22 protein-coding genes and 1 pseudogene are annotated in these 22837 nt (G+C 60.4%); 13 read left to right on the top strand and 10 right to left on the bottom strand.

Features of this window, described 5'->3' with window-relative positions; translation table 11 throughout:
* Positions 1–22 precede the first annotated feature (22 nt).
* From CTR2_RS17065 to CTR2_RS17085, 5 genes and pseudogenes are all read left to right on the top strand, one after another.
* Entirely contained in the window at positions 23–220 is a 198-nt protein-coding gene (locus CTR2_RS17065; protein ID WP_087082424.1) for a hypothetical protein, read from the top strand.
* Positions 221–288: 68 nt separating this feature from the next.
* A complete protein-coding gene (locus tag CTR2_RS17070) occupies positions 289–636 on the top strand; it encodes a PRC-barrel domain-containing protein (protein WP_012838823.1) in 348 nt (115 codons plus the stop codon).
* Between the two features lie 523 nt (positions 637–1159).
* Positions 1160–1408, top strand: coding sequence for a hypothetical protein (locus CTR2_RS17075; RefSeq protein ID WP_176391556.1), 249 nt, complete (start codon positions 1160–1162; stop codon positions 1406–1408).
* 249 nt (positions 1409–1657) lie between these two features.
* Positions 1658–1852, top strand: coding sequence for a hypothetical protein (locus tag CTR2_RS17080; protein ID WP_003053971.1), 195 nt, complete (start codon positions 1658–1660; stop codon positions 1850–1852).
* Between the two features lie 201 nt (positions 1853–2053).
* Positions 2054–3186, top strand: a pseudogene (locus tag CTR2_RS17085) (IS3 family transposase).
* Between the two features lie 227 nt (positions 3187–3413).
* On the opposite strand, the gene CTR2_RS17090 reads toward CTR2_RS17085, so the two are convergent.
* On the bottom strand, positions 3414–3794 hold the full coding sequence (locus tag CTR2_RS17090) for a cupin domain-containing protein (RefSeq protein WP_034389780.1): 381 nt from the start codon (positions 3792–3794) through the stop codon (positions 3414–3416).
* A 572-nt stretch (positions 3795–4366) separates the two neighbouring features.
* The gene (locus tag CTR2_RS17095; protein WP_087082421.1) at positions 4367–4612 is read right to left on the bottom strand and encodes a putative hemolysin; all 246 of its coding nucleotides are present in this window, start codon (positions 4610–4612) and stop codon (positions 4367–4369) included.
* A 321-nt stretch (positions 4613–4933) separates the two neighbouring features.
* On the opposite strand from CTR2_RS17095, the gene CTR2_RS17100 reads away from it, so the two are divergent.
* Both CTR2_RS17100 and CTR2_RS17105 read left to right on the top strand, forming a co-directional pair.
* Complete coding sequence (locus CTR2_RS17100; protein ID WP_087082419.1) at positions 4934–6151, top strand: GGDEF domain-containing protein; 1218 nt, start codon at positions 4934–4936, stop codon at positions 6149–6151.
* Between the two features lie 150 nt (positions 6152–6301).
* The gene (locus CTR2_RS17105; RefSeq protein WP_087082417.1) at positions 6302–7081 is read left to right on the top strand and encodes a YoaK family protein; all 780 of its coding nucleotides are present in this window, start codon (positions 6302–6304) and stop codon (positions 7079–7081) included.
* Between the two features lie 14 nt (positions 7082–7095).
* Here CTR2_RS17105 and CTR2_RS17110 read toward each other — a convergent pair whose 3' ends face one another.
* A complete protein-coding gene (locus tag CTR2_RS17110; protein ID WP_087082415.1) occupies positions 7096–8262 on the bottom strand; it encodes a GGDEF domain-containing protein in 1167 nt (388 codons plus the stop codon).
* A gap of 1047 nt (positions 8263–9309) precedes the next feature.
* On the opposite strand from CTR2_RS17110, the gene CTR2_RS17115 reads away from it, so the two are divergent.
* On the top strand, positions 9310–10329 hold the full coding sequence (locus CTR2_RS17115) for a D-2-hydroxyacid dehydrogenase family protein (protein ID WP_087084533.1): 1020 nt from the start codon (positions 9310–9312) through the stop codon (positions 10327–10329).
* A gap of 17 nt (positions 10330–10346) precedes the next feature.
* Here the strand turns inward: CTR2_RS17115 and CTR2_RS17120 are convergent, their stop codons facing one another.
* Genes CTR2_RS17120 through CTR2_RS17130 form a run of 3 tightly spaced genes read right to left on the bottom strand, consistent with a single transcriptional unit; the run spans position 10347 to position 13206 of the window.
* A complete protein-coding gene (locus tag CTR2_RS17120) occupies positions 10347–11159 on the bottom strand; it encodes a hypothetical protein (RefSeq protein WP_087082413.1) in 813 nt (270 codons plus the stop codon).
* A 3-nt stretch (positions 11160–11162) separates the two neighbouring features.
* Positions 11163–11594, bottom strand: coding sequence for a DNA polymerase III subunit chi (locus CTR2_RS17125; RefSeq protein ID WP_087082412.1), 432 nt, complete (start codon positions 11592–11594; stop codon positions 11163–11165).
* Positions 11595–11646: 52 nt separating this feature from the next.
* Positions 11647–13206, bottom strand: a complete 1560-nt coding sequence (locus CTR2_RS17130) for a leucyl aminopeptidase (RefSeq protein WP_087082410.1) — start codon at positions 13204–13206, stop codon at positions 11647–11649.
* A 23-nt stretch (positions 13207–13229) separates the two neighbouring features.
* On the opposite strand from CTR2_RS17130, the gene lptF reads away from it, so the two are divergent.
* From lptF to CTR2_RS17155, 5 genes are all read left to right on the top strand, one after another.
* A complete protein-coding gene (lptF, locus tag CTR2_RS17135; protein ID WP_087082408.1) occupies positions 13230–14339 on the top strand; it encodes an LPS export ABC transporter permease LptF in 1110 nt (369 codons plus the stop codon).
* Complete coding sequence (gene lptG / locus CTR2_RS17140) at positions 14336–15439, top strand: LPS export ABC transporter permease LptG (protein WP_087082406.1); 1104 nt, start codon at positions 14336–14338, stop codon at positions 15437–15439. Before lptF ends, lptG begins: the two co-directional genes overlap by 4 nt.
* Before the next feature lie 2 nt (positions 15440–15441).
* Entirely contained in the window at positions 15442–15843 is a 402-nt protein-coding gene (locus tag CTR2_RS17145) for a sirohydrochlorin chelatase (protein ID WP_087082404.1), read from the top strand.
* An 85-nt stretch (positions 15844–15928) separates the two neighbouring features.
* Positions 15929–16870, top strand: coding sequence for a CysB family HTH-type transcriptional regulator (locus CTR2_RS17150; RefSeq protein WP_003075706.1), 942 nt, complete (start codon positions 15929–15931; stop codon positions 16868–16870).
* A gap of 40 nt (positions 16871–16910) precedes the next feature.
* A complete protein-coding gene (locus CTR2_RS17155; RefSeq protein ID WP_087082402.1) occupies positions 16911–18077 on the top strand; it encodes a pyridoxal phosphate-dependent aminotransferase in 1167 nt (388 codons plus the stop codon).
* Positions 18078–18193: 116 nt separating this feature from the next.
* Here the strand turns inward: CTR2_RS17155 and CTR2_RS17160 are convergent, their stop codons facing one another.
* The 4 genes from CTR2_RS17160 to soxA all read right to left on the bottom strand — a co-directional run bounded on the left by CTR2_RS17160 (position 18194) and on the right by soxA (position 22813).
* Positions 18194–19303, bottom strand: coding sequence for a YeeE/YedE family protein (locus CTR2_RS17160; protein WP_087082400.1), 1110 nt, complete (start codon positions 19301–19303; stop codon positions 18194–18196).
* A gap of 96 nt (positions 19304–19399) precedes the next feature.
* Positions 19400–21133 carry a thiosulfohydrolase SoxB gene (gene soxB, locus CTR2_RS17165; RefSeq protein ID WP_087082398.1) on the bottom strand — a complete coding sequence of 578 codons (1734 nt, stop codon included), beginning with the start codon at positions 21131–21133 and terminating at the stop codon, positions 19400–19402.
* A 207-nt stretch (positions 21134–21340) separates the two neighbouring features.
* On the bottom strand, positions 21341–21994 hold the full coding sequence (soxX, locus tag CTR2_RS17170; protein ID WP_087082396.1) for a sulfur oxidation c-type cytochrome SoxX: 654 nt from the start codon (positions 21992–21994) through the stop codon (positions 21341–21343).
* A gap of 9 nt (positions 21995–22003) precedes the next feature.
* A complete protein-coding gene (gene soxA / locus CTR2_RS17175) occupies positions 22004–22813 on the bottom strand; it encodes a sulfur oxidation c-type cytochrome SoxA (RefSeq protein WP_039050609.1) in 810 nt (269 codons plus the stop codon).
* Positions 22814–22837 lie beyond the last annotated feature (24 nt).

The following is a 22837-nucleotide window of genomic DNA, read 5'->3' on the forward strand; positions in this document are numbered from 1 at the left end:
CCAACCTGAAGGAGTGAAGGACATGACGCAACAAGCGAACCAGCAGCACAGCCCCAACCAACAGGACAAGCAGCAACAGCAGCAGCAAAACCCTGGGCAACGCCAACCAGGCCAGAACACCAGCCAACCCGGCCAGCAGCAACAGCAAACCCCAGGACAGCAGAAGACCCCTGCTCAGCAACAGCAGCCTGGGCAGCAGCACAAAACGCCCCAGCAGTGAATGTGAGCGTCTCAGCGCTGGCCCAGCTTGCCAGCGTTGTTCTGTACAACGCAAAGAAAGGAGCAGGAATGCAGCCAGCCTCACCTGTCATCTCATCCGATCGTGTCAACGGCACCAACGTCTACAACCCCAACGGCGACAAGCTGGGAGCTATCGACTCACTGATGATCGACAAGCTCACCGGCAAGATTCGATATGCAGTGATGCAGTTTGGCGGTTTCCTGGGCATCGGCTCAGATCTCTACCCACTGCCGTGGGATAGCCTCAAATACGAACCCAGCCAAGGCGGGTACGTGGTCTCTGTCACCAAGGAACGACTTGAAAACGCCCCTCGCTACGAGGGAGGCACATTGCCCGAATACACCGACGACTACGGCCGCCGTGTTTATGACCACTACGGTGTGCCCTTTGTCTAACCCCGGCACGCAACCACACATGCGCTAGTGCCCAAACTCAAGAAGAACCGCAGGCCGGTCGGCGCCGGCCGCCAACCAGTTGGAGTTCAGCCCACCTCGCGGTCGGCTTTTTTTGCGCGGAGATTTTCAAATGTAGCCTCCTGGCCCCGCGGGCCTTAAGCGCGACCTCTCCCCGCAGGGTCAAGCGGGGCCATCCGGTGTGATTGCTCCTGATACAAGGTATTGCTCAAAATCGAGGCCTGAAATACGCTTTATCAAAAGCCGTAGTGCACAAGCCGTGAGCTGCGGTCTGAGCGATCACACCAGATGGTGATGATACCCATTGCTTTCTGCCGAGCCTGAGGTTCTCTACCCTCCCTCTGCTTCCCCAGGCACGCCGCAAGGCATCGGCCTTTACACGCAAGCCCACCAGCCAACGCCGGTGGGCTTTTTCTTTGCCGGTAGGCGCTCAGTGCAGGCACGCAACACATGAGGTCGATGTCTGTTGACGCGCTGTACAGGGTAAATTTAAACTACTGTACAAATGAACAGCACTGATAAAAACAACAGTAAAATTCAAAGCAACAGCTTGCTGCGCCAGAGCGCGAAGCGCATTCACTCCATACCTTTGTTGGTTTCGCCTGCTCTCAAGAGCGCTGGTCTTTTTTATCCGCCCCCGCCCATCCAGCGGGCCTGCTTCTCGCCAAAAGGAGACTCCATGCTGTACAGCACCGTTCCTCAACCCGTTGATGAAGACCTCGTGCAGCGCCTGCGCGAGAAGGGAGGCCTGTGAAATGGCCACACATCCCCACCGCCCTGCTCGCGCTGCTCCTGACAGTCCTGCTCTTGATCGCCCCGGTCTTGGAACAAAGCTACTGACCGCCGCGCAATGGGGCCTCAGCCTCCTGGGGATCTTTTGCCTCATCGGCGTGGCCGTCGTCATTGCCACCACCCCGGAAGCCTGGCCGCTGTGAACGGTCAACTTCATCGATTTTGATAGCCACAGGCGTTTTCCTGACAAGCGCCAGACCGGAGAAATATCATGGAAAAGATCATCGAATCCCTGATCCTCGTCGCCGCCATCTTCATGGGCGTACTGTGGCTTGCCACCCCCAACGCCCAGGCAGACGAGCCCACCACCCTCACCAAATCCGTGCGCGACGAGTTCGCCTGCCCGGGCATGCACGCCGAATGGCTGGACGCCCACACCGTCCAGTGCCTGCGTGAAAAACCCTGATCTACCGCCCCGCAGCCCCCCGCGAACAGCCCATACCCCATCGACACCGCACGGCAATATCTGCAGCACCGCGACAGCCAACACAGCTGACTGCTGTCCACTATGGAAAGCAAGACAGCTAGTTCAATCCAGACGATGTCTGGGCTGTTGCCGGTTTTAAAGACACCTTGTGAAGGTGGAAGATGAAACCGGAGGTGGTTTATGGGAACGAGACGGCAGTTCAGCCGGGAATTCAAGGCTGAAGCGGCCAGGCTGGTGACCGAACGAGGCGTTGCAGTGACGCAAGCTGCACGCGACCTAGATGTGCATGAGACGCGGCTGAGGGCATGGGTACGCGAGCTGACGGTGGGCCCGCAGCAAGCGTTTCCTGCAGCGGGCGTGATGAAGTCCGAGCAGGTCGAGATTGAGCGGCTGCGCAAGGAAGTTGCCAAGCTCAAGATGAAGCGCGACATCCTGAAAAAAGCCACGGCCTTCTTCGCCAAGGAGTCAATGTGAAGCTCGGCTTCGTTGCGAAACACCGAGGGGTCTGGCTGATGAATCTGATGTGCGAGACGCTCGGTGTCTCGCGAAGTGGCTTCTATGCCTGGTTGGCGAGGCCACGCAGCCAGCGTAGCCTGAGTGATGAACGGTTGGGTTCGCAGGTGCGACAAAGTCTCTTGGGGAGCGACCGAACATACGGGGCACGGCGCATCCGGCATGACGTGCTGGCATTGGGGGAGCTGGACTGCACCGTATCACGATTGCTGCGTAAGCAGGCGCTACAGGCTCTTCCTCGTCGCCGAGGCTTGCCTAAGGACCATGGCGAGCGCAGCGCCAGCACAGGCAACTTGCTGGGCCGCCAGTTCAAGGCCGATGCACCGAACCGCAAGTGGGTGGCCGACTTTATCTATATCTGGACGGCTGCAGGCTGGCTGTATGTGGCGGTGGTGCTGGACCTGTACTCGCGACGCATCGTCGGCTGGTCAATGCAGTCCGGCATGACCAGCCAGCTTGTGGCGGATGCGCTGATGATGGCTGTTTGGCGTCGTGGACGGCCGCAGGAATTGCTGCATCGCTCTGACCAGGGCAGCCAGTACACCAGCGAGCACTTCCAGCGTCTGCCGAATGAGCAAGGCATCGTGTGCAGCATGAGCCGTGCTGGCGAAGTCTGGGACAACTCGGCAATGGAAAGCTTCTTCAGTAGCCTGAAGACGGAGCGCACGGCTCGCAAGGTCTACCGCTAGCGCAAGCAAGCGAAGTCGGATGTGTTCGATTACATAGAGCGGTTCTACAACCCGACGCGACGGCACTCGACGCTTGGGTACATCGGTCCGATAAGGTTCGAGGAAGCTTAGGTTGGTGTCTGCGAAGCCGGCAACAGCCCAGCCATCAGTAGCAGCACACTTTCAAATGCAGATAGGGCAAGCGCAACGCGATCACCAATTCAGAAGCTCGAAAGCGCCCGCCAAGCAGACAAAAGCCCGCAAGGTTCCAGGCCCAGCAGGCTTTTTTGCCGAGCGCTTGGCATGTACTACCGCTACCTCGATCTGCTATGGCAAGCCCGCAAGCACTTGCGCGAGCGTTACTCGGAAGGTTTTGCGTAGACCTCTGCACTCAGCACCTCAAGGCCGACAAAAGGCTCAGTCCCTTCGACCCAGGCATCATGACCGGGTGGGATGGCGTAGGACTCCCCTGCACTGAGCATTTTCTGAGAGCCGTCCTGCATTTGAACGGTGAGCTTTCCCGAAACGACGTGCCCCACATGCGAGAGTTGGCAGTATTCGGTCTTCACCACGGGCTTGATGCATTCGGACCAGCGCCATCCGGGCTCAAAGTTGAACCGTCCAATCGTGTAGCCCTGAAGCTTTACGAGCTCCACGCGAGTTTTGCTAGGTGTGCGAAGTTCATCGGGCTCGCTGTGTGACCTGACTTCTAGCTTCTCAACGCTGACTGGAGTGGCCATGATTTTCTCCTTCATAAGAGCTGCACCTCGAGCCCCCAAGGAATTCTTCAGGTATAGCTGGTGAGCCGAAGGACAGATGAAAAAACTTATCACTATGTCATTCGCATGGCATTGTCAGGAGCGCTTATCAGTTACCAATTGCTGCATGCGGTACGGCACCGCTTGCGCCGCCCAATCCACGGCTGGCAGCAAAAAGCATGCTTTGACATACAGGGGACCAACGCGACCCATCTAAAGCGCCACAAGTTCGCACATATTTTTCAGATTTGCATACAGCAAGCAGATCGAATGCAGTTGCACCAAGAACGGCTGACTTCTTTGCGCAGACCCAAGGCGGCGCGGTGCTGACTGTTTTGGGCACAGCCAACACAGTACCCATTGGTAACGCTGGCTGAACTGTCCAGATCCAGCCCACCCAGCCTGCGCAGTGTGGGTTTGTTTGTTTTCTATTCACGGAGACGCGATGGGTCACGCCGCCCCCTTGACCTCAGCGAGGTACATGCCCGCGTCATCCTCCGCGCACCAGGCGCCTACCAACACTTGAGCCCGCCAGTGTAAAGACTACGGTTCGGTTACTTTGCAGGGTGGTCGCGGCGGAACAGCTCCCACTCGTCGACTTCCATGCCGTTGGGCAGCACGCATATGCCGCGCTCTCCGGCAGTGGTCTTCTCGATGCGGGTCTTGCCGCCCAGCTTGGCGCAGTACACCGATGCTGGGTTGGCCATGCCGATCACAGGCGTAGCGGGCTGAGGCTGGGCGCAACCGCTGATGGCAAGTGCAGAAAGTACTGCGCTGGTGGTTCCAAGTGCTTTTTTCATGGGTTCAATGTAGCAAATGCTGCCTTTTCAGCTGCGCCGCCAAAAATCCTGATTCGCATCAATCCCTCGTTTCCTTCATCCATATGGGCTAAGGGTTGGCACCGACGATGCTGGCGGCACTCTGTCAGCCAATGTCACTTTTAGTTATTTCACCTCCAAAAAAAGGAAAAGTGAACTGTCAGAAATCGCAAGAAGTTGTTAATTTCTGATCCGGAAGATGAGCGGCTGACACATTAATGGCCGCCTTGGCATTTAGATTTGACTAGAGATATGGCCAGTCTGGCCTGTCTGTTGGTGATCACTAGCAGAAGGGCTGTGTGTATGCATACGAGCAACGACCACATCTTTGTGTTGATGCCATCTCTGTCCCTGCTCTTCCTGGCCGGCCTGCTGGGAGTGTGCTGGGCGACCCAGCCCAAGCAACGCTTTCTGCTCTGGCTGTGCGCCGCTTTCCTGCTAACCGCAATGTCCATCAGCATTCGCAGCGTGCTGAGGTTTGAAGTCCTCAATCACTATGTGGTTCTCGTCAACGCACTGTTTCTGGCGGGAGCTTGGTGTTTCTCCAAGAGCTTTTCAGAGCGTCGGTGCGTACCCACATATCCGCTTGCTGCCCTTGTCTTGTGTGCCGCGACGCTGGCCTCGCTCTACTATTTCGCCAACGTGGCACAGAACCAGGTGGGTCGGCTGCACACATTCGGCATAGGCGTAGCTCTGATGCTCTTGCTGCCAGTGCCGGCAGTTCTCAAACGAGGCCTCACCAACGACTGGCTGGATAGGATTTTGCTGTGGTCCTATATGTCTTATGCCGTCTTTACCATGCTGCGCCCGACGCTGGTCGCGACTTTCGCGCATAACGGTCTCGGCGATGCCATGGATCCCAGTTCAACCTATTGGCTGACAACGCTGATGAGTATTTTGCTTTTTGCATTGCTCTTCACGGTTTTAGTCTGTGCAGTCACCATCAGGGACACAGTCCGTCAACTGCGCACTGAACGCGACCTGGATGCTCTGACCCAGATACTGAATCGCCGCGCATTCAGTGAAGCCGCACAGCATCGCCTGGCCGACCAGCGCCTGTATCCCATGGCGCTTCTGGCCAGCGATATTGATCATTTCAAACGCATCAACGACAACTGGGGGCACGACAAAGGTGACGAGGTCTTGCAGCTTGTCGCCAGAGCGATGCAGCACAATGTGCGCAGCAATGATCTGGTTGCACGCTTCGGCGGTGAAGAGTTTATGGTTCTGCTGACAAAGATCGATTTGCAAGGTGCCGAGCAAGTCGCCAAGCGCATTGGCCTGGAGTTGAGAAATGACCGGGAGCTATTGCCGAAAGGGCCAGCCCTGACGCTGAGCTTTGGCATCACTTCAATCAGCAATGCCGACCAGCTTGAAGGTGCACTGAGGCAAGCCGACCAGTTGCTGTACAGCGCCAAAAATGCTGGCCGGGACCGCGTTCATGTGGAAGGCCGCACTTACCCGGACATCAGCTTTGAACACACCCTACCGGCAGACCACCCCATGGCATTGCTGATGTAAGCCGGTGAATTCGCTGCCCCATGCCATCGCGCACCTGGCAGCTCACGTATCCAACTTGGCCCACAATGATTCCTGCATGGTCGCTGGCAAACCAGTTTGTCAGCATTGATGCACCCCGTCATGGGTGCACTTTTGTCAGTGGAATCCTTGATGCGCAGACTTCGCCATCTCACCAACCGGCATCGCACGCCGTCCACCAATATCGCCCTGGGTCTGCTGCTGGCCTTTAACGCGGGCGCGGTCAACGCTGGCGGCTTTCTTGTGCTGCGGATGTATACCTCGCACATGACGGGCTTTGCCTCTCAACTGGCTGACGGCCTGGTGCTTGAGAACGCCAAGCTGCTGCTGAATGCGCTTGGTGCCATCATCGCCTTTACAACGGGCGCGGCCGTCTGCGCGTTGCTGGTGAACTGGGGGCGCAAACGCCATCTGTACAGCGTCTATGCCCTGCCACTGATGCTGGAGGCCGTCATGCTGATTGCCTTCGGCCTGATGGGCACAGTCACCTTGACATGGAACACGCCCTTTGCAGTGCCGCTGACCGTGCTGCTGCTGTCCTTCATGATGGGTTTGCAGAATGCCGTGGGTTCCAAGACATCCGGCGGCAGCACTCGCACCACGCACATGACCGGCAATTTCACGGATCTGGGCATGGAACTGGGCAAGATGTTCTTCTGGAAGCGCCATGCCAACGCCGGCCTGCAACTATCACCCCTGGTTCGGCATGACTGGCGCCGTATGAAGGTGTCCGCAGGGCTGATCTTGATGTTTGTGCTGGGCGGCATTACCGGTGCACTCGGCTTCAAGCATATCGGCTTCATCTGCGTGGTTCCGCTGGCGGCTCTTTTGCTTGTATTGTCCGTGCCGCCATTTATGCGCGATGCAGCGCAGTCCGCCGAGCGGCCGTCACTCTTCAGCAAGAAGAGCTGAGTGCCTCCGGCATCTCACGCCGCTGCCGCGACGTCCCCGGGTCCATGCGCGACGACCTGATCGCGCCCAAGCTCCTTGGCCTTGTAGAGTTGCTGGTCAGCCCTCATTACGGCTTCGCGCAGATCGCTGCCGAATGGACTGACCACGATACCCATGCTCAAGGTCACGCGCTGACCATCGGGCAATGGCGCAATGATCTCGACCGCTCCGGCACGAATACGCTGTGCCACACGTTGTGCAGTCTCAATGTCGGCATGGGTCAACAGCAGCACAAATTCTTCGCCTCCAAAGCGAGCCACTAGATCGGTGCCGCGGACACTTGCCTGTATGACTTCCGCGACGGCCTTGAGTACTCCGTCGCCATACTCGTGCCCCCAGTTGTCGTTGACCCGCTTGAAGTGATCCAGATCCGCTACCACGATGGAAAGCGGTTGCGCTTTTCGATCCCGGGCCAGCGGGTCTGCAAACTCCCAGAAGCCGCGACGATTCAACACGCCAGTCAGCATGTCGTGATTGCGCTCGTCTCTGAGTGTTGCCATTGCATCCCTCATCGAAACGATGAGCATGAGGCCCGAGAACACCAGGCTGAACAATAGCGAGCCCAGCATGGTGACCAACCAGTAAATGGAGCTGAGCATGTCCTGGAGCTCAGTGAATCCAAGAAACAGCACCATGATGGGCCTGAGCACTGTATAGATCGCAAAGGCCCCGTAGGACTGGTAGAGCAGCTTCTCCAGCCCGTCACGTCTGACTTTTTTTAGCGCGATGGCAGGAAACGGTATGAAGTGAATGACGCCAAGCCCTGTGTTCAGCCAGAGCACTCGTGCAGCAATGTTGTCCTGCACGATGCTGTACTCGTAAAGAGCAGCAACCACGACGATCGATACCAGGGCCGAGATCTTGGGATATGAGGAGACAGAAAATTTTTGAGCGACGCCCCAGGTACAGAGCCAGGCACCAAGCAGATAGATGGGCCCGGTGTAAACAGCCCACCGAACCAGTTGTCCGTGAGGTGTCAAGCATTGCCAACCCAAGGCAAGCCCCGTAAGTGTCAACCCACAAGCCGTCGAGAGCAGAAACACTGAGCGGCGCTGTGCAAGCCAGCAAAAAGCCATGAGTGCGCCCAGTGCCGTTATGCATACCGGCGCGACCAACAAGTAGAGCTGCAAATTGCTAGGCATGAATTGGCGGATCAGAAAAGCTCATTCACGCGGCAACGCAATTGTGGTGACCCATGCTCTGAGACTCAGAAGGTGGAGTCCATTTGCTAAGTGGACTGATGAACGACCGAATGTTAGCAATTGTGCCGAAAGCCCTGCAAATCTCCTCCAAATCACATCGGTTTCCTTGGTTCGTCACAGGTCCGTCAAGAAACCGCAGCTTGCGATCACCCACACCCGCAACACTCGCCCCGGCCCCTCCTCTGAGCAGGCTTTTCATGACTGAATCAAAGATGCACCTCCCAGGCAAGACCTCCCAGAATCATCGCCAAAGAAGTCGCTGCCCAACTGCCAGGCCTGTCCGGGAAGACCTTTGAGCGCCTCGCTCGGCAAGACGAGTTGCCCCCAAGCTCTACAAATCGGTACGGGACGCTGGCTGGCGCTCTTGACGACTGGGCGAACAAGCACTCTTGTCCCGATTGCAGTCACCAGAAAACACCGGCGCCAAAAAAGCCTCTTCGCAGTCACACAGCATCGGCCTGAACAACGGCCTAGAGCCCCAGTGCCAGACGGCTGCAACCATTGCTGCGTCTCGGCGTCGTATTTGTGGCAGCGACAGATGCCAGCCGCACCGGGAATCACATGACTCGGAATCGCTTCCACTGCCTCCTCGGGAGGGGCTTGGATACATCGGTGAAACAGGTACTCGGCCAAGTCCAGAACTCGACCTGTCACATGCGCCGGTCTACCAAGGACTTATACCTATAAACCCAACTTTTAGCTGACGCAGCAGCCTCCAGTCGCAACCCAGGACAACCTTGGATCACAATAGCATTCCCAGCGGACAGAGCTTTTGCGACATGGGCATCAAGATACATGCCAATTCCTTGGGCCAGCGTAGCTTTCAAAACCTGCGCCAAACCTACGCTAAGCTCTGGAGTGTGTAGGGTGCGCGTAGGGAATGTGGTGGCGTCGATTTGGCGTAAGTTTTCACAGAAGCAATCCTAAGCCTTTGATCGCATTGAATTTCATTCAATAAACTCAGCCACTTATTTAAGGATTCCAGTGGTGAACATCGTTATCCTGGACGATTACCAAGACGCGGTTCGCAAGCTCGATTGCGCCAAGCTGCTCGATGCCTTCAACGCAAAGGTCTATACCAACACCATCAAGGGCGTGGGTCAGCTCTCGGTTCGACTGCGCGACGCGGATGTCATCGTCCTGATTCGCGAACGCACCCAGATCTCGCGCCAGCTGCTCGATAAACTGCCCCGGCTCAAGCTGATTGCCCAGACGGGCAAGGCTGGCGCCCATATCGATGTGCAGGCCTGCACCGAACGTGGTGTGGCGATTGCAGAGGGCGTGGGCTCTCCCATTGCTCCGGCAGAGCTGACCTGGTCGCTGATCATGTCGGCCATGCGCCGTCTGCCGCAGTACATCTCCAATCTCAAACATGGTGCATGGCAGCAGTCCGGTCTCAAGGCGGCCTCCATGCCGCCCAACTTCGGACTGGGCAGCGTGCTGCGCGGGCGCATGCTGGGTATCTGGGGCTACGGCCGCATCGGGCAACTGGTGGCGGGCTATGGCAAGGCCTTTGGCATGCAGGTCTGTGTTTGGGGCAGCGAAGCCTCTCGTCACAAAGCCGAGGCCGATGGTTATCTGAGCGCCCCGTCCAAGGAAGCTTTTTTTGAACAATGCGATGTGCTGTCGCTGCATCTGCGTCTGCACGACGCGACGCGCGGCATTGTGACGGCACAGGAGCTGGCACGCATGAAGCCGACAGCCTTGTTCGTCAATACCTCGCGCGCCGAACTGGTGGAGCCCGAAGCATTGCTCTGTGCCTTGAACCGTGGCCGCCCGGGCCTGGCCGCGATCGATGTATTCGAGAGCGAGCCAATCTTGCAAGGCCATGCCCTGCTGAGACTGGAGAACTGCATCTGCACGCCCCATATCGGCTACGTGGAGCAGGACAGCTATGAGCTGTATTTCCGTGCTGCATTTGAGAACGTTGTGAACTTTGCCGACGGCCAGCCCAGCAACATCCTGAATCCTGAAGTTTTCAGCGGCCCACTGCGTTTGAACCGCTAACCGCGAGAGCTCGGCGATTACTGCGGGGCTTGGGCTTGCTGCGCCAACTCGGCCTCCACGGCCTCGTAGACCGATTGACGCACCACGGTCTCCACTTCTTCACGAAGGCGAAGCACCATGGACCGGGTCTGTGCCTCCACAACCTGAGCTATTGCTTCCTTGAGCTTCTGCTCCAGCACAAGATCCACTCGTTGCATGAGCCGGTGGACCAGATATTCTTCGGCCACCACGGCACCGTGCGCATCCAGTGCCTGCTGCAGGCCGGCGGCCTCGACGACCGGGGCGGGTTCAGCGGCCTGCTCCACATCTTGTGACTGGACGAGTGGCTCGGAGGCTTCCTCATCGAGTGCCTCAGACCCGGGTTGAAGTTCTTCATCCTGGGGTTGGTCAGCGTCCGTAACGGATGGCTGCTCCGCCTGGTCTGCGAGCGGAAATGCCTCCACGAGTTCGGTAGCTACCAACTCAGTCTCAGGCTCCACCTGCCCGGCCGATGTTGCGTCTACCACCTCCCCAGCCATGCTCTGAGCAAATGACTGCTGCGGCGGCAGGGACTCCGGCAAAGGGGGCAACTGATGCGGAATACCTGCAGGCCGACCACGGCCGTAGAGACCATCCGCCAGCCATGAGGTGTGAAACGACGGCCTCGCCAGAGGGACAACGCTGTCTCCCAGCGTCCGCGGGCCTAGCACCTGCTGCGCAGCGCCCTGAGACGGCTCCGGCGGCGCCGACTGAGCGCTGTCCGCAGTGTCTTCGGGCGCGGCAGCTTCGGGCTGGACTACCTCGGTCAAGGTAGGGACGAAGCGTGGCGGAACTTTGGATGAGGAGTTCATGACCTAGCCCTTGAGATTCAGATCGTGCCGAACAATGGAGAAACCACGCGCTGCATAGTCGCGCCAGCGGGCACGCGCATCCTGGCGATCCATCTCATCGCCGGAAGAAACGATTTCCACCACGCGCGCAAAGCGCTCAAACCCCGATGGCACCTGCGGCGTGAGATTGACCAGCACATCGTAATGAGGCAAGTCCTGCAGGTGTTCGGCCAGGATGACGGGAGAAGCAGCAAGCATCTGCGCTCCATCCGACTCGGAAGCATGCGCGAGAAAATCCGTGGCCGACACGCTCCACAAACGGGGCGAAAGCCGGCTCAGCGCAGCTCCATCTCCCAGAACCACGATGCGCGCACCATGACGCAGGGCCTTGCGTGCGAATCGGCACACATAGCCCAGCTTGTCTGGTGCATTGAAATGAAAGGCAATTTCTGTCACAACTCTTGGCGGCAGATACGGCCTGCAATTAGGCCGTATCTGCCGACTTTTCTTAAGCCGAAGCCTTGGCAGTCACACGCGTGCGGCGCGAAGCCGCAGGTTTGGCAGCACTCTTGCGAGCCACCGGAGTCCTGGCAGCAGTCGCTGCTGCAGCGGAAACCCGGCCTTCCTGACCCAGCAGATATTGCACCAGCAGGCCTACGGGGCGACCCGTAGCGCCCTTGGCGGCACCGCTCTTCCAGGCGGTACCGGCAATATCCAGATGCGCCCATGGAATATCGCCCACGAACTTCTGCAGGAACTTGGCGGCTGTCACCGCACCTGCGGCGCGCCCTGCCACATTGCCCATGTCCGCGAAATTGCTCTTGAGGCCATCGGCGTACTCCTCGTCCAGAGGCATGCGCCAGCAAGGATCAAGCGCCACATCGCCAGCGGTCTGCAACGCGGCTGCCAGCTCGTCACTGGTCGAAAACAGGCCGCTGCGCAAACCGCCCAGGGCGATCACGCAAGCGCCAGTCAGCGTGGCCATATCGACCAGCGCAGAGGGCTTGAAACGCGCTGCGTAATGCAGCACATCGCACAGAACCAGGCGGCCTTCTGCGTCCGTGTTGAGGATCTCGATGGTCTGGCCGCTCATGCTGGTCACCACATCGCCGGGCTTGACGGCCGCACCGTCGGGCATGTTCTCGCATGCAGGGATCAGGCCCACGACATTGATGGCCGGCTGCAGCCTGGCCAGCGCCTGGAACACGCCCAGCACGCTGGCAGCACCGCCCATGTCGAACTTCATCTCGTCCATCTCGGCTGCAGGCTTGAGCGATATGCCGCCCGTGTCAAAAGTGATGCCCTTGCCCACCAGCACGATGGGAGCCACGCTCTTGGCCGCACCGTTGTAGTGCAATTCGATGAAGCGCAGGGGCTCACGCGAGCCCTGGGCCACCGCCATGAAAGCGCCCATGCCCAACTTGGCCACATCGGCAGGGCCGTGAATCTTGCAGCTCATGCGTGCTGCCTTGGCAATGCTCTTGGCAGCATTGGCCAGCAAGGTTGGCGTTGCATGGTTGGCCGGGCGGTTGGCCCATTCGCGGGCCATGGCCACACCCTCCTGCTGCGCCACTGCGGCATTGAAAGCAGCGGTAACAGCAGCCGTCTTGGACGATACGCCCAGCACGAGCTTGGTCAGTGCAATGGGCTTGGCCTGGGATTTGGTGTGGGTATAGAGGTAGGTCGCATCGGCAACCGCCTGCACGGCAGCCGCTACAGCCTGGACATCGGCATCAAAGGCAAAGCTCACAACGGCCTTGGCAATGCCTTCGGTCTTGAGCACCGCGCCGCAGCCGGCCAAGGCATTGCGCACGTCCTTGGGAGTACCAGCACCCACGCCCAACAGCACCACACGACGCGCGGCAATGGCGGGCACTTGGTACAAAGGCAATTGCTTGCCGCAAGACAGGGCAAAATCACCCTGCTTCACCGCATGCGCCACCATGGCTCCGATGGCGTCGCTGCCGAATGTGCCCGATGCTGCCTGTTCAGAAACCAGCACCAACAGCAAATCACATTTTTCGCGCGCTGCAGCGGCAGCGGTCAGAGCCTTCAGTTCAAAGTTCATAATCGGTGTTTTCCTTTTAGCCAATGTTATTCGATTCATCCATACGCAAAGAGCTGGCCCGCAGCTTTGGTGCGACGGCCGTGGTTCTGATCACTGTGGTGATGACCATGATGCTGATCCGCACCCTGGGTCAGGCTTACAAGGGCAGTGTCAGCCCTTCCGACGTGATGCTGGTCATGGGTTTCACCGTGCTCGGACAACTCCCGACCATTCTGGGCCTGAGTCTGTTTGTCGCCATTGTGGGCTCTCTTTCCCGCATGTACCGCGACAGCGAGATGGTCATCTGGTTTGCCGCCGGCCAGGGTCTGGCCAGTTTGCTCAAGCCTCTGCTGCGCTTTGCCTGGCCCGTGATTCTCATCACGGCCGTCCTGGCACTGGGCGTGCTGCCCTGGTCTTATCAGCAAATTGAGCAGATCAAGACCCAGTTCCAGCAGCGCAGCGACCTGGATCGCATCGCTCCCGGCGAGTTCCAGGAATCGGCGGGCGGCACACGCGTGTTCTTCGTCGACAAGGATTCCCCTTCGGATATGGCTGCCAGCAATGTCTTCGTGGTCTCGCGCGACCCCGGCAAGGAGTCCGTGACCTCCGCCAAGGGCGCGCATCTGGCCGTCATCAAGGGCCAGCGCATGGTGATCCTGGAGGACGGCCAGCGCATGGAGACGCGCAGCGACGACGGCTCGGTGCGCATTACCGAATTCAAGGAATACGGCGTGCAGGTCGACAACGACAACCCCGTCACCATTGAGGAGATGGCGGCGCGCAGCATGCCCACCAAGGACTTGATCGGCAAGGACGAGCCGATCGCCCGCTCGGTGCTGGCATGGCGCCTGGGCCTGCCCTTTGCCGCGCTGAATTTTGTCATTCTGGGCCTGGCCATCTCCAGCGTGAACCCGCGTGCGGGCAATAGCAGCAGCCTGATGATCGCCCTCTTCGCCTTTATCGTTTACTACAACCTCATGACCCTGGGCGAGAGCTGGGTCAGCGCCAACAAGATAGGCATGTGGGGCATTCTGGGCTTGCTGCATGGAAGCATCCTGATCGTCAGCGTGCTGGTATTGCTGGCGCGCCACTTCCGCTGGTCACCGCGTGATCTGCTGCGGCGCTCGGGCAAACCTCAGGAGAGCGCACGATGAAAGTTCTGCGCAACCTGATCTATCGCGAAGTCATACAGGCCGTCCTGTACGTCTCGCTGGCCTTTCTGGCGCTGTTCTTCTTTTTTGATCTGGTCGATGAGATGCGCTGGGTGGGCAGTGGCAATGCCGGCTACACCGCCACGCGCGCGCTGCTGTTCGTGACTCTATCCATTCCGGGCCACCTCTACGAGCTGATGCCGATTGCCGTGCTGATCGGCGCCATCTTCGTGATGGCCAAGTTCGCCCAGAGTTCGGAATTCACCATCATGCGCACCAGCGGCATGGGCCCCTGGCTGGCGCTGCGCACGCTGCTGGTACTGGGTATGAGCTTTGTAGTCCTCACGGTGCTGGTGGGTGACTACATTGCCCCCGCTGCCGACAACTTCAGCCAGAAACTGCGTGTGGTCAGCAAAGGCCAGATCTCCCGAGGCGCCACCGGTGCCTGGCTCAAGGAAAAACAGGGCAATCACTCGGTCGCCATCAACGTCGGCGCCGTCAAGAGCCCTGGTGACTTCGTCAATGTGCGCATCTTCGAGTTCGACAGCAAGGGCCGCATCGCCGCCCAGATCAACGCCCAGTCGGCCCAGGTCGACGAAGACAGCGAGCAGTGGACGCTGCAGGGCGTGCAAGGCAGCAAGGTGTCCCAGGATGGCGATGTCACCAAGCTAAGCCCAATCAGCGAAGCCAGCATGAACTGGCCCACCAAGGTCACTGCGGCCATGGTTTCGGGAGCGCTGCTCAAGCCCGATCGCATGACCACGATTGCGCTGTTCCAGTTCATACGCCATCTGCAGGACAACGGCCAGGCGGCGCAGAAGTACGAAATCGAGTTCTGGCGCAAGGTCTTCTACCCGCTGAGCTGCCTGGTGATGGTGGTGCTCGCCCTGCCTTTTGCCTATCTTCATTTCCGCTCGGGCGGTATCACGGCCTATGTGTTCGGCGGAGTGATGGCCGGCATCAGCTTCTTCCTGCTCAACAACGTGTTCGGCTATATCGGCACCCTGCAATCCTGGTGGCCCTGGCTGGCCGCTGCGGCGCCGGGCCTGCTCTACACCGCGCTATCGCTCTCGGCCTTTGGCTGGCTGGTACTGAGGCGCTAGCCATGGATGACGCAGCCAACCACTCTCCAGCCCGGGCCGGTCTGATCCTGTTGGCCCATGGCTCCAGAGACGCTCTCTGGCGCCAGCCCATAGAAGCCGTGCATCAGCGGGTACAGGCAATGCGGCCCGACCTGCCCTGCATCTGCGCCTATCTGGACGCCTGTGCCCCGGATCTGCCTGCAGCCACGCAGACCCTGATTGCGCAAGGTGTCCAACATCTGATCGTGCTGCCGCTGTTTCTCGGTACTGGTAAACATGCACGAGAAGACATTCCGCGTCTTCTGGACGAATTGCGCCGGCAGCACCCCCTCTGTCGGTTCGATCTGCAGACCGCTGCGGGTGAGAATCCGCGCGTCACGTCCCTGCTGGCGCAGCTGGCGATAGAGGCGGCTGCCGGCACCTAAGCGCTCAAACATACAGATTTCAAATAAAAAATAGCTTCTTTAGATATTTGAAGCATAATGATGCAAGTTCTTAGTCCATGCCGTCATGAACCTGCATCAATTCCGCTTCGTTCAGGAAGCCGCCCGCCGCAATCTCAACCTCACCGAGGCGGCCAAGGCCCTGCACACCTCCCAGCCCGGAGTCTCCAAAGCCATCATCGAGCTTGAAGAAGAGCTGGGCATCGATATCTTTGCCCGCCACGGCAAGCGTCTCAAGCGCATCACCGAGCCCGGACAGGAAGTCCTCAAGAGCATCGAGCTGATCATGCGCGAAGTGGGCAACCTCAAGCGCATCGGCGAGCAGTACAGCGCCCAGGACAGCGGCACGCTGAGCATCGCCACCACCCACACCCAGGCCCGCTATGTGCTGCCGCCCGCCGTGGCACGCCTGCGCGAGCTCTATCCCAAGGTCACCATCAGCCTGCACCAGGCCACGCCCGCCGAAGTCGCGCGCATGGTGATCGACGAAGTGGCCGAGATCGGCATGGCCACGGAATCGCTGGCCGACTACCCCGATCTGGTGACCCTGCCCTGCTACGAATGGCAACACGTGCTGGTCATCCCCACGGGCCACCCGCTGGCGCAGAAAGAGCGCATCACGCTGGAAGACATCGCCCAGGAGGCCCTGATCACCTACCACCCGTCCTTTACCGGACGCGGCAAGATCGACCATGCCTTCGAGATGCGCCGCCTGCATCCGCATATCGTGCTGGAAGCCATCGATGCCGACGTGATCAAGACCTATGTGCGTCTGGGCCTGGGCATCGGCATCGTGGCCGAGATGGCCATGCGCGACGACACCGTCAACGACCTGGTGGTACGCCCCGTCGGCCATCTGTTCGGCACCAGCGTGGCGCGCGTGGCCATCAAGCGCGGCGCATACCTGCGCAACTTCGTCTACCGGTTTGCCGAGCTGCTCAGCGACCGTCTCTCGCGCGACCTCATCATGCGCGCCATGAACGGCAGCGTGGACGACTTCGGGCTCTGATCCGGCCCGCCTCAAGGGCTGGTGCCTGTGCGCCCAGCCCATGCATTGCAAGACTATCGTGACTCCCAACTTCCCCAGCAAGCTGCCCAATGTGGGCACCACCATTTTCACCGTCATGTCGGCGCTGGCCGCCGAGCACAAGGCCGTCAATCTGGGCCAGGGCTTCCCCGACTTCGGTTGCGACCCCAGGCTGCTCGACGCTGTCAACGACGCCATGCGCGCCGGTCACAACCAGTACCCGCCCATGACGGGCTGGCCCGCGCTGCGCGAGGCCGTGGCCGCCAAGATCGAGGCGCTGCACGGCCGCCGCTATGACGCGGGCAGCGAAATCACCATCACCGCCGGCGCCACCCAGGCCATTCTCACCGCCATCCTGGCCACCGTGCATGCAGGTGATGAAGTCATCGTGCTCGATCCCTGCTACGACAGCTATGTGCCCAATATCGAGATGGCCGGCGGCGTGGCCGTGCGGGTGCCGCTGACGCCCGGCAGCTTCCGTCCCGACTTTGCCAGGATCGCCGCCGCCATCACGCCGCGCACGCGCCTGCTGATCATCAACAGCCCGCACAACCCCAGCGCCACCATCTGGACCGATGCGGAAATGCGCCAGCTCGAGGCCCTGCTGGCCCCTACCAATGTGCTGCTGATCAGCGACGAGGTCTACGAGCACATGGTCTTCGACGGCGCCCAGCATCTGAGCAGCGCCCGCTACCCGGGCCTGGCCGAGCGCGCCTTCATCGTCTCCAGCTTTGGCAAGACCTACCACGTCACGGGCTGGAAGGTCGGCACCGTGGCCGCGCCCGCCGCCCTCAGCGCCGAATTCCGCAAGGTGCACCAGTTCAATGTGTTCACCGTGAACACGCCCATGCAGGCGGGTCTCGCGCAGTACATGCAGGACCCGGCGCCCTATCTGGAGCTTTCGGCCTTCTACCAGGCCAAGCGCGATCTGTTCCTTGGCGGCCTGCAGGGCTCGCGCCTGAAACTGCTGCCCACGGCCGGCACCTATTTCCTCTGTGCCGACATCTCCACGGTCTCCGATCTCAACGAGGCCGATTTCTGCCAGTGGCTGGTCCGGGAAATCGGCGTGGCCGCGATTCCGCTGTCGGCCTTCTACGGCGACGGTTTCGATCAGCGCGTGGTGCGCTTTTGCTTTGCCAAAAAGGACGAAACCCTGATCGAGGCTGCCGCGCGCCTGCGCAAGCTCTGAAACGCTGTGGCCCATAAAAAAGGAGCGCCTACTGCGCTCCTTTTCTCGTTTTCAACATGTTTTCATGCTGGATCTGTTTATCAGCAGGCGCAAGCAGCTATCGAATTAGAGAAACTTCATGCCGTCTCTGCCAGATGGCGCAGCATCAGCACCGCCCCCAGCACAATGCCGGCAAGGGCCACAAAGCTGCCCAGGCTGAGCATGGAAATCGCGCTGATGCCCTGGCCCACGGTGCAGCCCATGGCCGTCACCCCACCCACGCCCATCAGCAGTCCGCCCAGCAGATGGCGGGCCAGATCCCTGCGGTCGGCAAAGCCCTGCCACTGGAAGTCCCTGCGCCACAGCGCATGGACAAAGCTGCCCAGGATCACGCCTGCCACCGAGGCAATGCCCCAGGTCAGCACCTTGTTGCGATCGCTGAAGAACATCAACCAGTCCAGCGTGTGCGCCACCGGCGTGACAAAGCTGAAGGCCTCGATACGGCCGCTATAGGTCGCGGCATAGACCTGCTCCAGCGTCTCGGGGTGCTCGGCCACCAGCGCCAGATGGCCTCCTAGCCACCAAGCCGCCGTCACGCACAGGCCGACCAGCAGCCCGCCCAGCAGCAGGGAGCGGCTGCGCTCGGCGCCGGGCCGGGGATCGAAGGCCAGCAGCAACAGCAAGCCCCCCAGACCCAGGCCCAGCACGCCGCGCAGCAGCGTCAAGGGCCAGGCCATATGGCCGGCCAGCCATTCGGGCAGCAGGGCCGGGCCCGCGAATTCAAGATGCACGCTGTCCAGCCAGCGCACCCGCGCCACGGCGGTAATGCCCTTGAGCGTGGCAAAAGCGGCCACGCCCATGACCAGCAGCACCACCAGCGCCTTGAGGCTGCCGCTGCCCAGCCGGGTCAGATTCCTGGCCCCGCACCCCGATGCCAGCACCATGCCGCCGCCAAACAGCAGCCCTCCCGCCAGGGCCGACAGCCACAGCAGGCGGCGGCTGGCATACAGGGCATCGCCCACCTGCAACTGGCCCCACAGCGCCAGCGCCGTGAAGCCCAGCATGCTCACGGCGATGGCCATGCACCACTGGCGCGCCCGTCCCCAGTCCTGCAGATACACCACATCGCTGATGGCACCCACGGTGCAAAAGCGGGTCTCGCGCATCACGAAGCCCAACACGGCGGCCAGCAACAAAATGGCCACCAGAACGGTGGCCGTCAGGGATTCAAACTCGGCAGGACTCATGCGGGCATTGGACGGCGCGGCCCGGCTTCAAGGCATTGGCATATACCCCAGCCCGCGCGCTAACACTGTCTTAATCGGCTTTCCAATCGACTTTTCTCAGGCCTTGGCCAGTCCCTGGTTGCCGCCGACATTGATCAGTCTGGGCTCGTCGAGCCGGCGCGGCCCCAGCGTCTTGCGGTCCTTGAGCCAGGGCTCGACCAGCTCCCAGATGGGCTTGTTGCCGGCCGTCTTGGCTTCTTCGGCCACCGGCGCCCAGCCGGCCACCTTGTATTTCTTGTCCGCCTCCAGCAGTTGGTCGTTCAGGCGCATGTCGCTGATGCGCCGTCCCGCGCCGGCCACCGGGTCGCACTGGTATTGCAGGCCGCCCACGCGCACCATGTCGCCGCCCTGCTGGTAATAGGGATCGGGGTTGAAGAGATTGTCGGCCACGTCTTCGAGCACGGTCTTGATCGTGGCCCCCGTCATCTCGGTCACCGTGGCATAGGAATAGGTGGTGGCCGTCATGTCCATCAGCCATTCGCGCGTGATGTCCTGCCCGGCCAGCAGCGAGGTCCCCCAGCGAAAGCCCGGCGAGAAGGCAATCGGCGCATTCTGCACCTCCATCATGGCATCCAGCAGCAACTGGTCGCCCGTACCGTTGAAGTTGCCGCGGCGGTACAGCGTGCCGTCGGTGCGCGCCAGCACTTCGCCCAGCCGGCTTTCATAGGGCGCACGCACCCGGGTGATCAGCGCCTGCATCTGGGCATCGGCAGGCAGGATGTTGGCGAACACCGGCAGCAGGCGGTACTGGAAGCCACGTACCTTGCCGTCCCTCACATCAAAATCCAGCACACCGAGAAACTTGCCGTTCGAGCCCGCGTTGGTGACGATGGTCTTGCCGCCCGCGTTCTGCACCAGCGTGGGCACTGGCATGCCGTCGTGCGTGTGGCCGCCCAGGATGGCATCTATGCCGCGCACGCGGCCGGCCATCTTGAGGTCCACGTCCATGCCGTTGTGCGAGAGCACGACCACCACCTTGGCGCCCTTGGCGCGAACCTCGTCCACCATCTTCTGCAGATTGTCGTCCTGGATGCCGAAGCTCCAGTCCGCCACCATATAGCGCGGGTTGGCGATCGGCGTGTACGGAAAGGCCTGACCGATGATGGCCACGGGTACGCCGTTGATCTCGCGGATCACATAGGGCTTGAACACCGGATCGCCGAAATCGGCCGTCTTGACGTTTTGCGCCACAAAGTCGGTCTGCGTACCGAAGTCCTTGTCGATGATCTCCTGCACACGCTGCATGCCGTAGGTGAACTCCCAGTGGCCCGTCATCACGTCCACGCCCAGCAGCTTGCAGGCATCGACCATGTCCTGGGCATTGGTCCACAGCGATGTGGCCGAGCCCTGCCAGGTATCGCCGCCGTCCAGCAGCAGTGCGCCAGGACGCGAGGCGCGCATGCGCTTGACCAGTGTGGACAGATGGGCAAACCCACCCACCTTGCCGTAGCGCCTGGCTGCCGCCTCGAAGTCCAGATAGCTGAAGGCATGGGCCGACGCCGTGCCTGGCTTGATGCCCACGGAGTGCAGCAGATGCTCGCCCACTAGGTGCGGGCGCTGGTTCTTCATCGCAGCGATACCGAGATTGACACTGGGCTCGCGGAAGTGAATCGGGTTGAGCTGAGCATGGCAGTCCGTCATATGCAACAGGGACACATTGCCGAACGGTGCCACCTCATACAAGGCCTTGTCGGCCAGCGACTGATCGGCGTAGGCATAGCGCTGCAATCCCATCCCCGAGACACTGGCTGCCGCGAGCACTTGCAGAAATTCGCGTTTGGAAAGACTCATGCTGATATCCGTTGGTACCTATGCGAACAAGGAGACAAGCACGGGCATTTCTACCCTGCCTGATCCGAATTTGCATAAGTTGTGTGCGTAATGCTGCGCGCCACAACTGCTTGGCAGATGCCAGGCAAGGGGCTCGAAGGGTCATCCACTCTCGAATTGCGAAGCAACGCGAGAGTGGGGGCAAGCGGCATAGCCGCTCAGAGGAAGCTATTTGTTGACGGGAGAGGCAGGATCGACAAGCAAGGCGACAAGATCTCGTGTCTGTGCTTCGGTGAGGATGCCGGAGTGACCGAAGCGGGGCATGCCCGAGCAGGCGTTGTAGGCCTTGGCGTTCCAGATCTTGCCCCAGGTGTACTCGACGATGGCTCTGGATTCGGCACTGGCCGGATCCTTGATGCCGCGAATCTTTCCATAGTTGTAGAGACTGGGACCCAGCGTGCCAAAGGAGATCTCCTCCCTGCTGATCTGGTGGCAGTTGTAGCAATTGCCGCCATTGGCGCTGCCCGCCTTGTCGCTCCAGGTCATGCCCCGGCCGTTCTGGGCGATCTTTTCGCCCTCCTTCCAGTCGCCGACCAGCTTGCCATCCTGAGGCCATTTGACGGTTTTGAGATTGGCAGCTTCGATGGCTTGCGCACGCGCAGGCGCCAGCGGCTTGCCGGATGCATCGGCAGCGCTGCAGGCCGCATTCGATTCGTCCTGCTGCAGGCGATCGACCTTGGCGATGCCCTGATCGCGGAAAGAGGTCTGCACCATCTTGGCCGTCAAGGCATCGATGTCCACCGCCCCGTCGACGGAAGCACAGCCCAGCACCAGCAACGATGCGGCCACGGCCAGGTACGGCATGTATTTTTGCTTGCGCATGGGGCCTCCTTATCGCTTGATTGCCGGTGCGGTCGACGTCCCGCCCTTGCCGTTGACGCCCATGAATACTCCCAGCGCCACCGTCACGTCGCTGGCGTAACCTGGATAGGGAAAGCGCTGCTGACGGAAGCAGTCGTTGAGGCGGCGCTGCATGCTCCAAAGCTCGCCCGATGAGACCCGATAGGCGGGCCAGGCGCCAAAGCCTTCCGCTGCCCCGGGGTTCCTGGTCAGATTAGGCAGATCCTGCATGCGGATACGCTTGCCGTCCGCACCATGGCAGGAAGCACAGGCAAAGTCATGCGGGCCGCCGCGCATATAGAACATGCGCTTGCCCGCCTCATACATCTGCCTTTCCTGCGCATGGCCTTGGGGCAGGTTGAACTTCATGCCTTTGGACTGCGATGAAATCCAGGCCACCAGCCCTTCCATGTTCTTTTGCTCGTCCTTGCCGAACGGTGTTGCCGCAATCTTTTGCGCGTCCAGCCCCTGCAGCCTTTCCATGCAGGTCAGCAGGCGCGACTCCAGATCCTGCACCTTGCCCGTGTCGGCAAAATAGCGCGGCAGCTCCACAAATGCGCCCTTGACCACGCCCGGCCCCTTGCCCAGATCGCACTGCTCCATGGACGCCTTGCGGGGGCCGCGCTTTTGCTTCCACAGCTCCTCGCCCTTCATCTCGAACAGCTCGGCGGGGTTGCCGTCCTGCAGCATCTCGCGGTACTCGGCAATGCCGTCGGCCGTGGACTTTTGCGCCAGCACCGGCGCGGCCATGCACAAGGCCAGCACGGCGGCAGCCGCCTGACCCGGGGAGGAATGTCTCATGGGGCACCTCTCTGTTTTTTGATT

The sequence above is a fragment of the Comamonas thiooxydans genome (genome assembly GCF_002157685.2).
Classification (GTDB): domain Bacteria; phylum Pseudomonadota; class Gammaproteobacteria; order Burkholderiales; family Burkholderiaceae_C; genus Comamonas; species Comamonas testosteroni_H.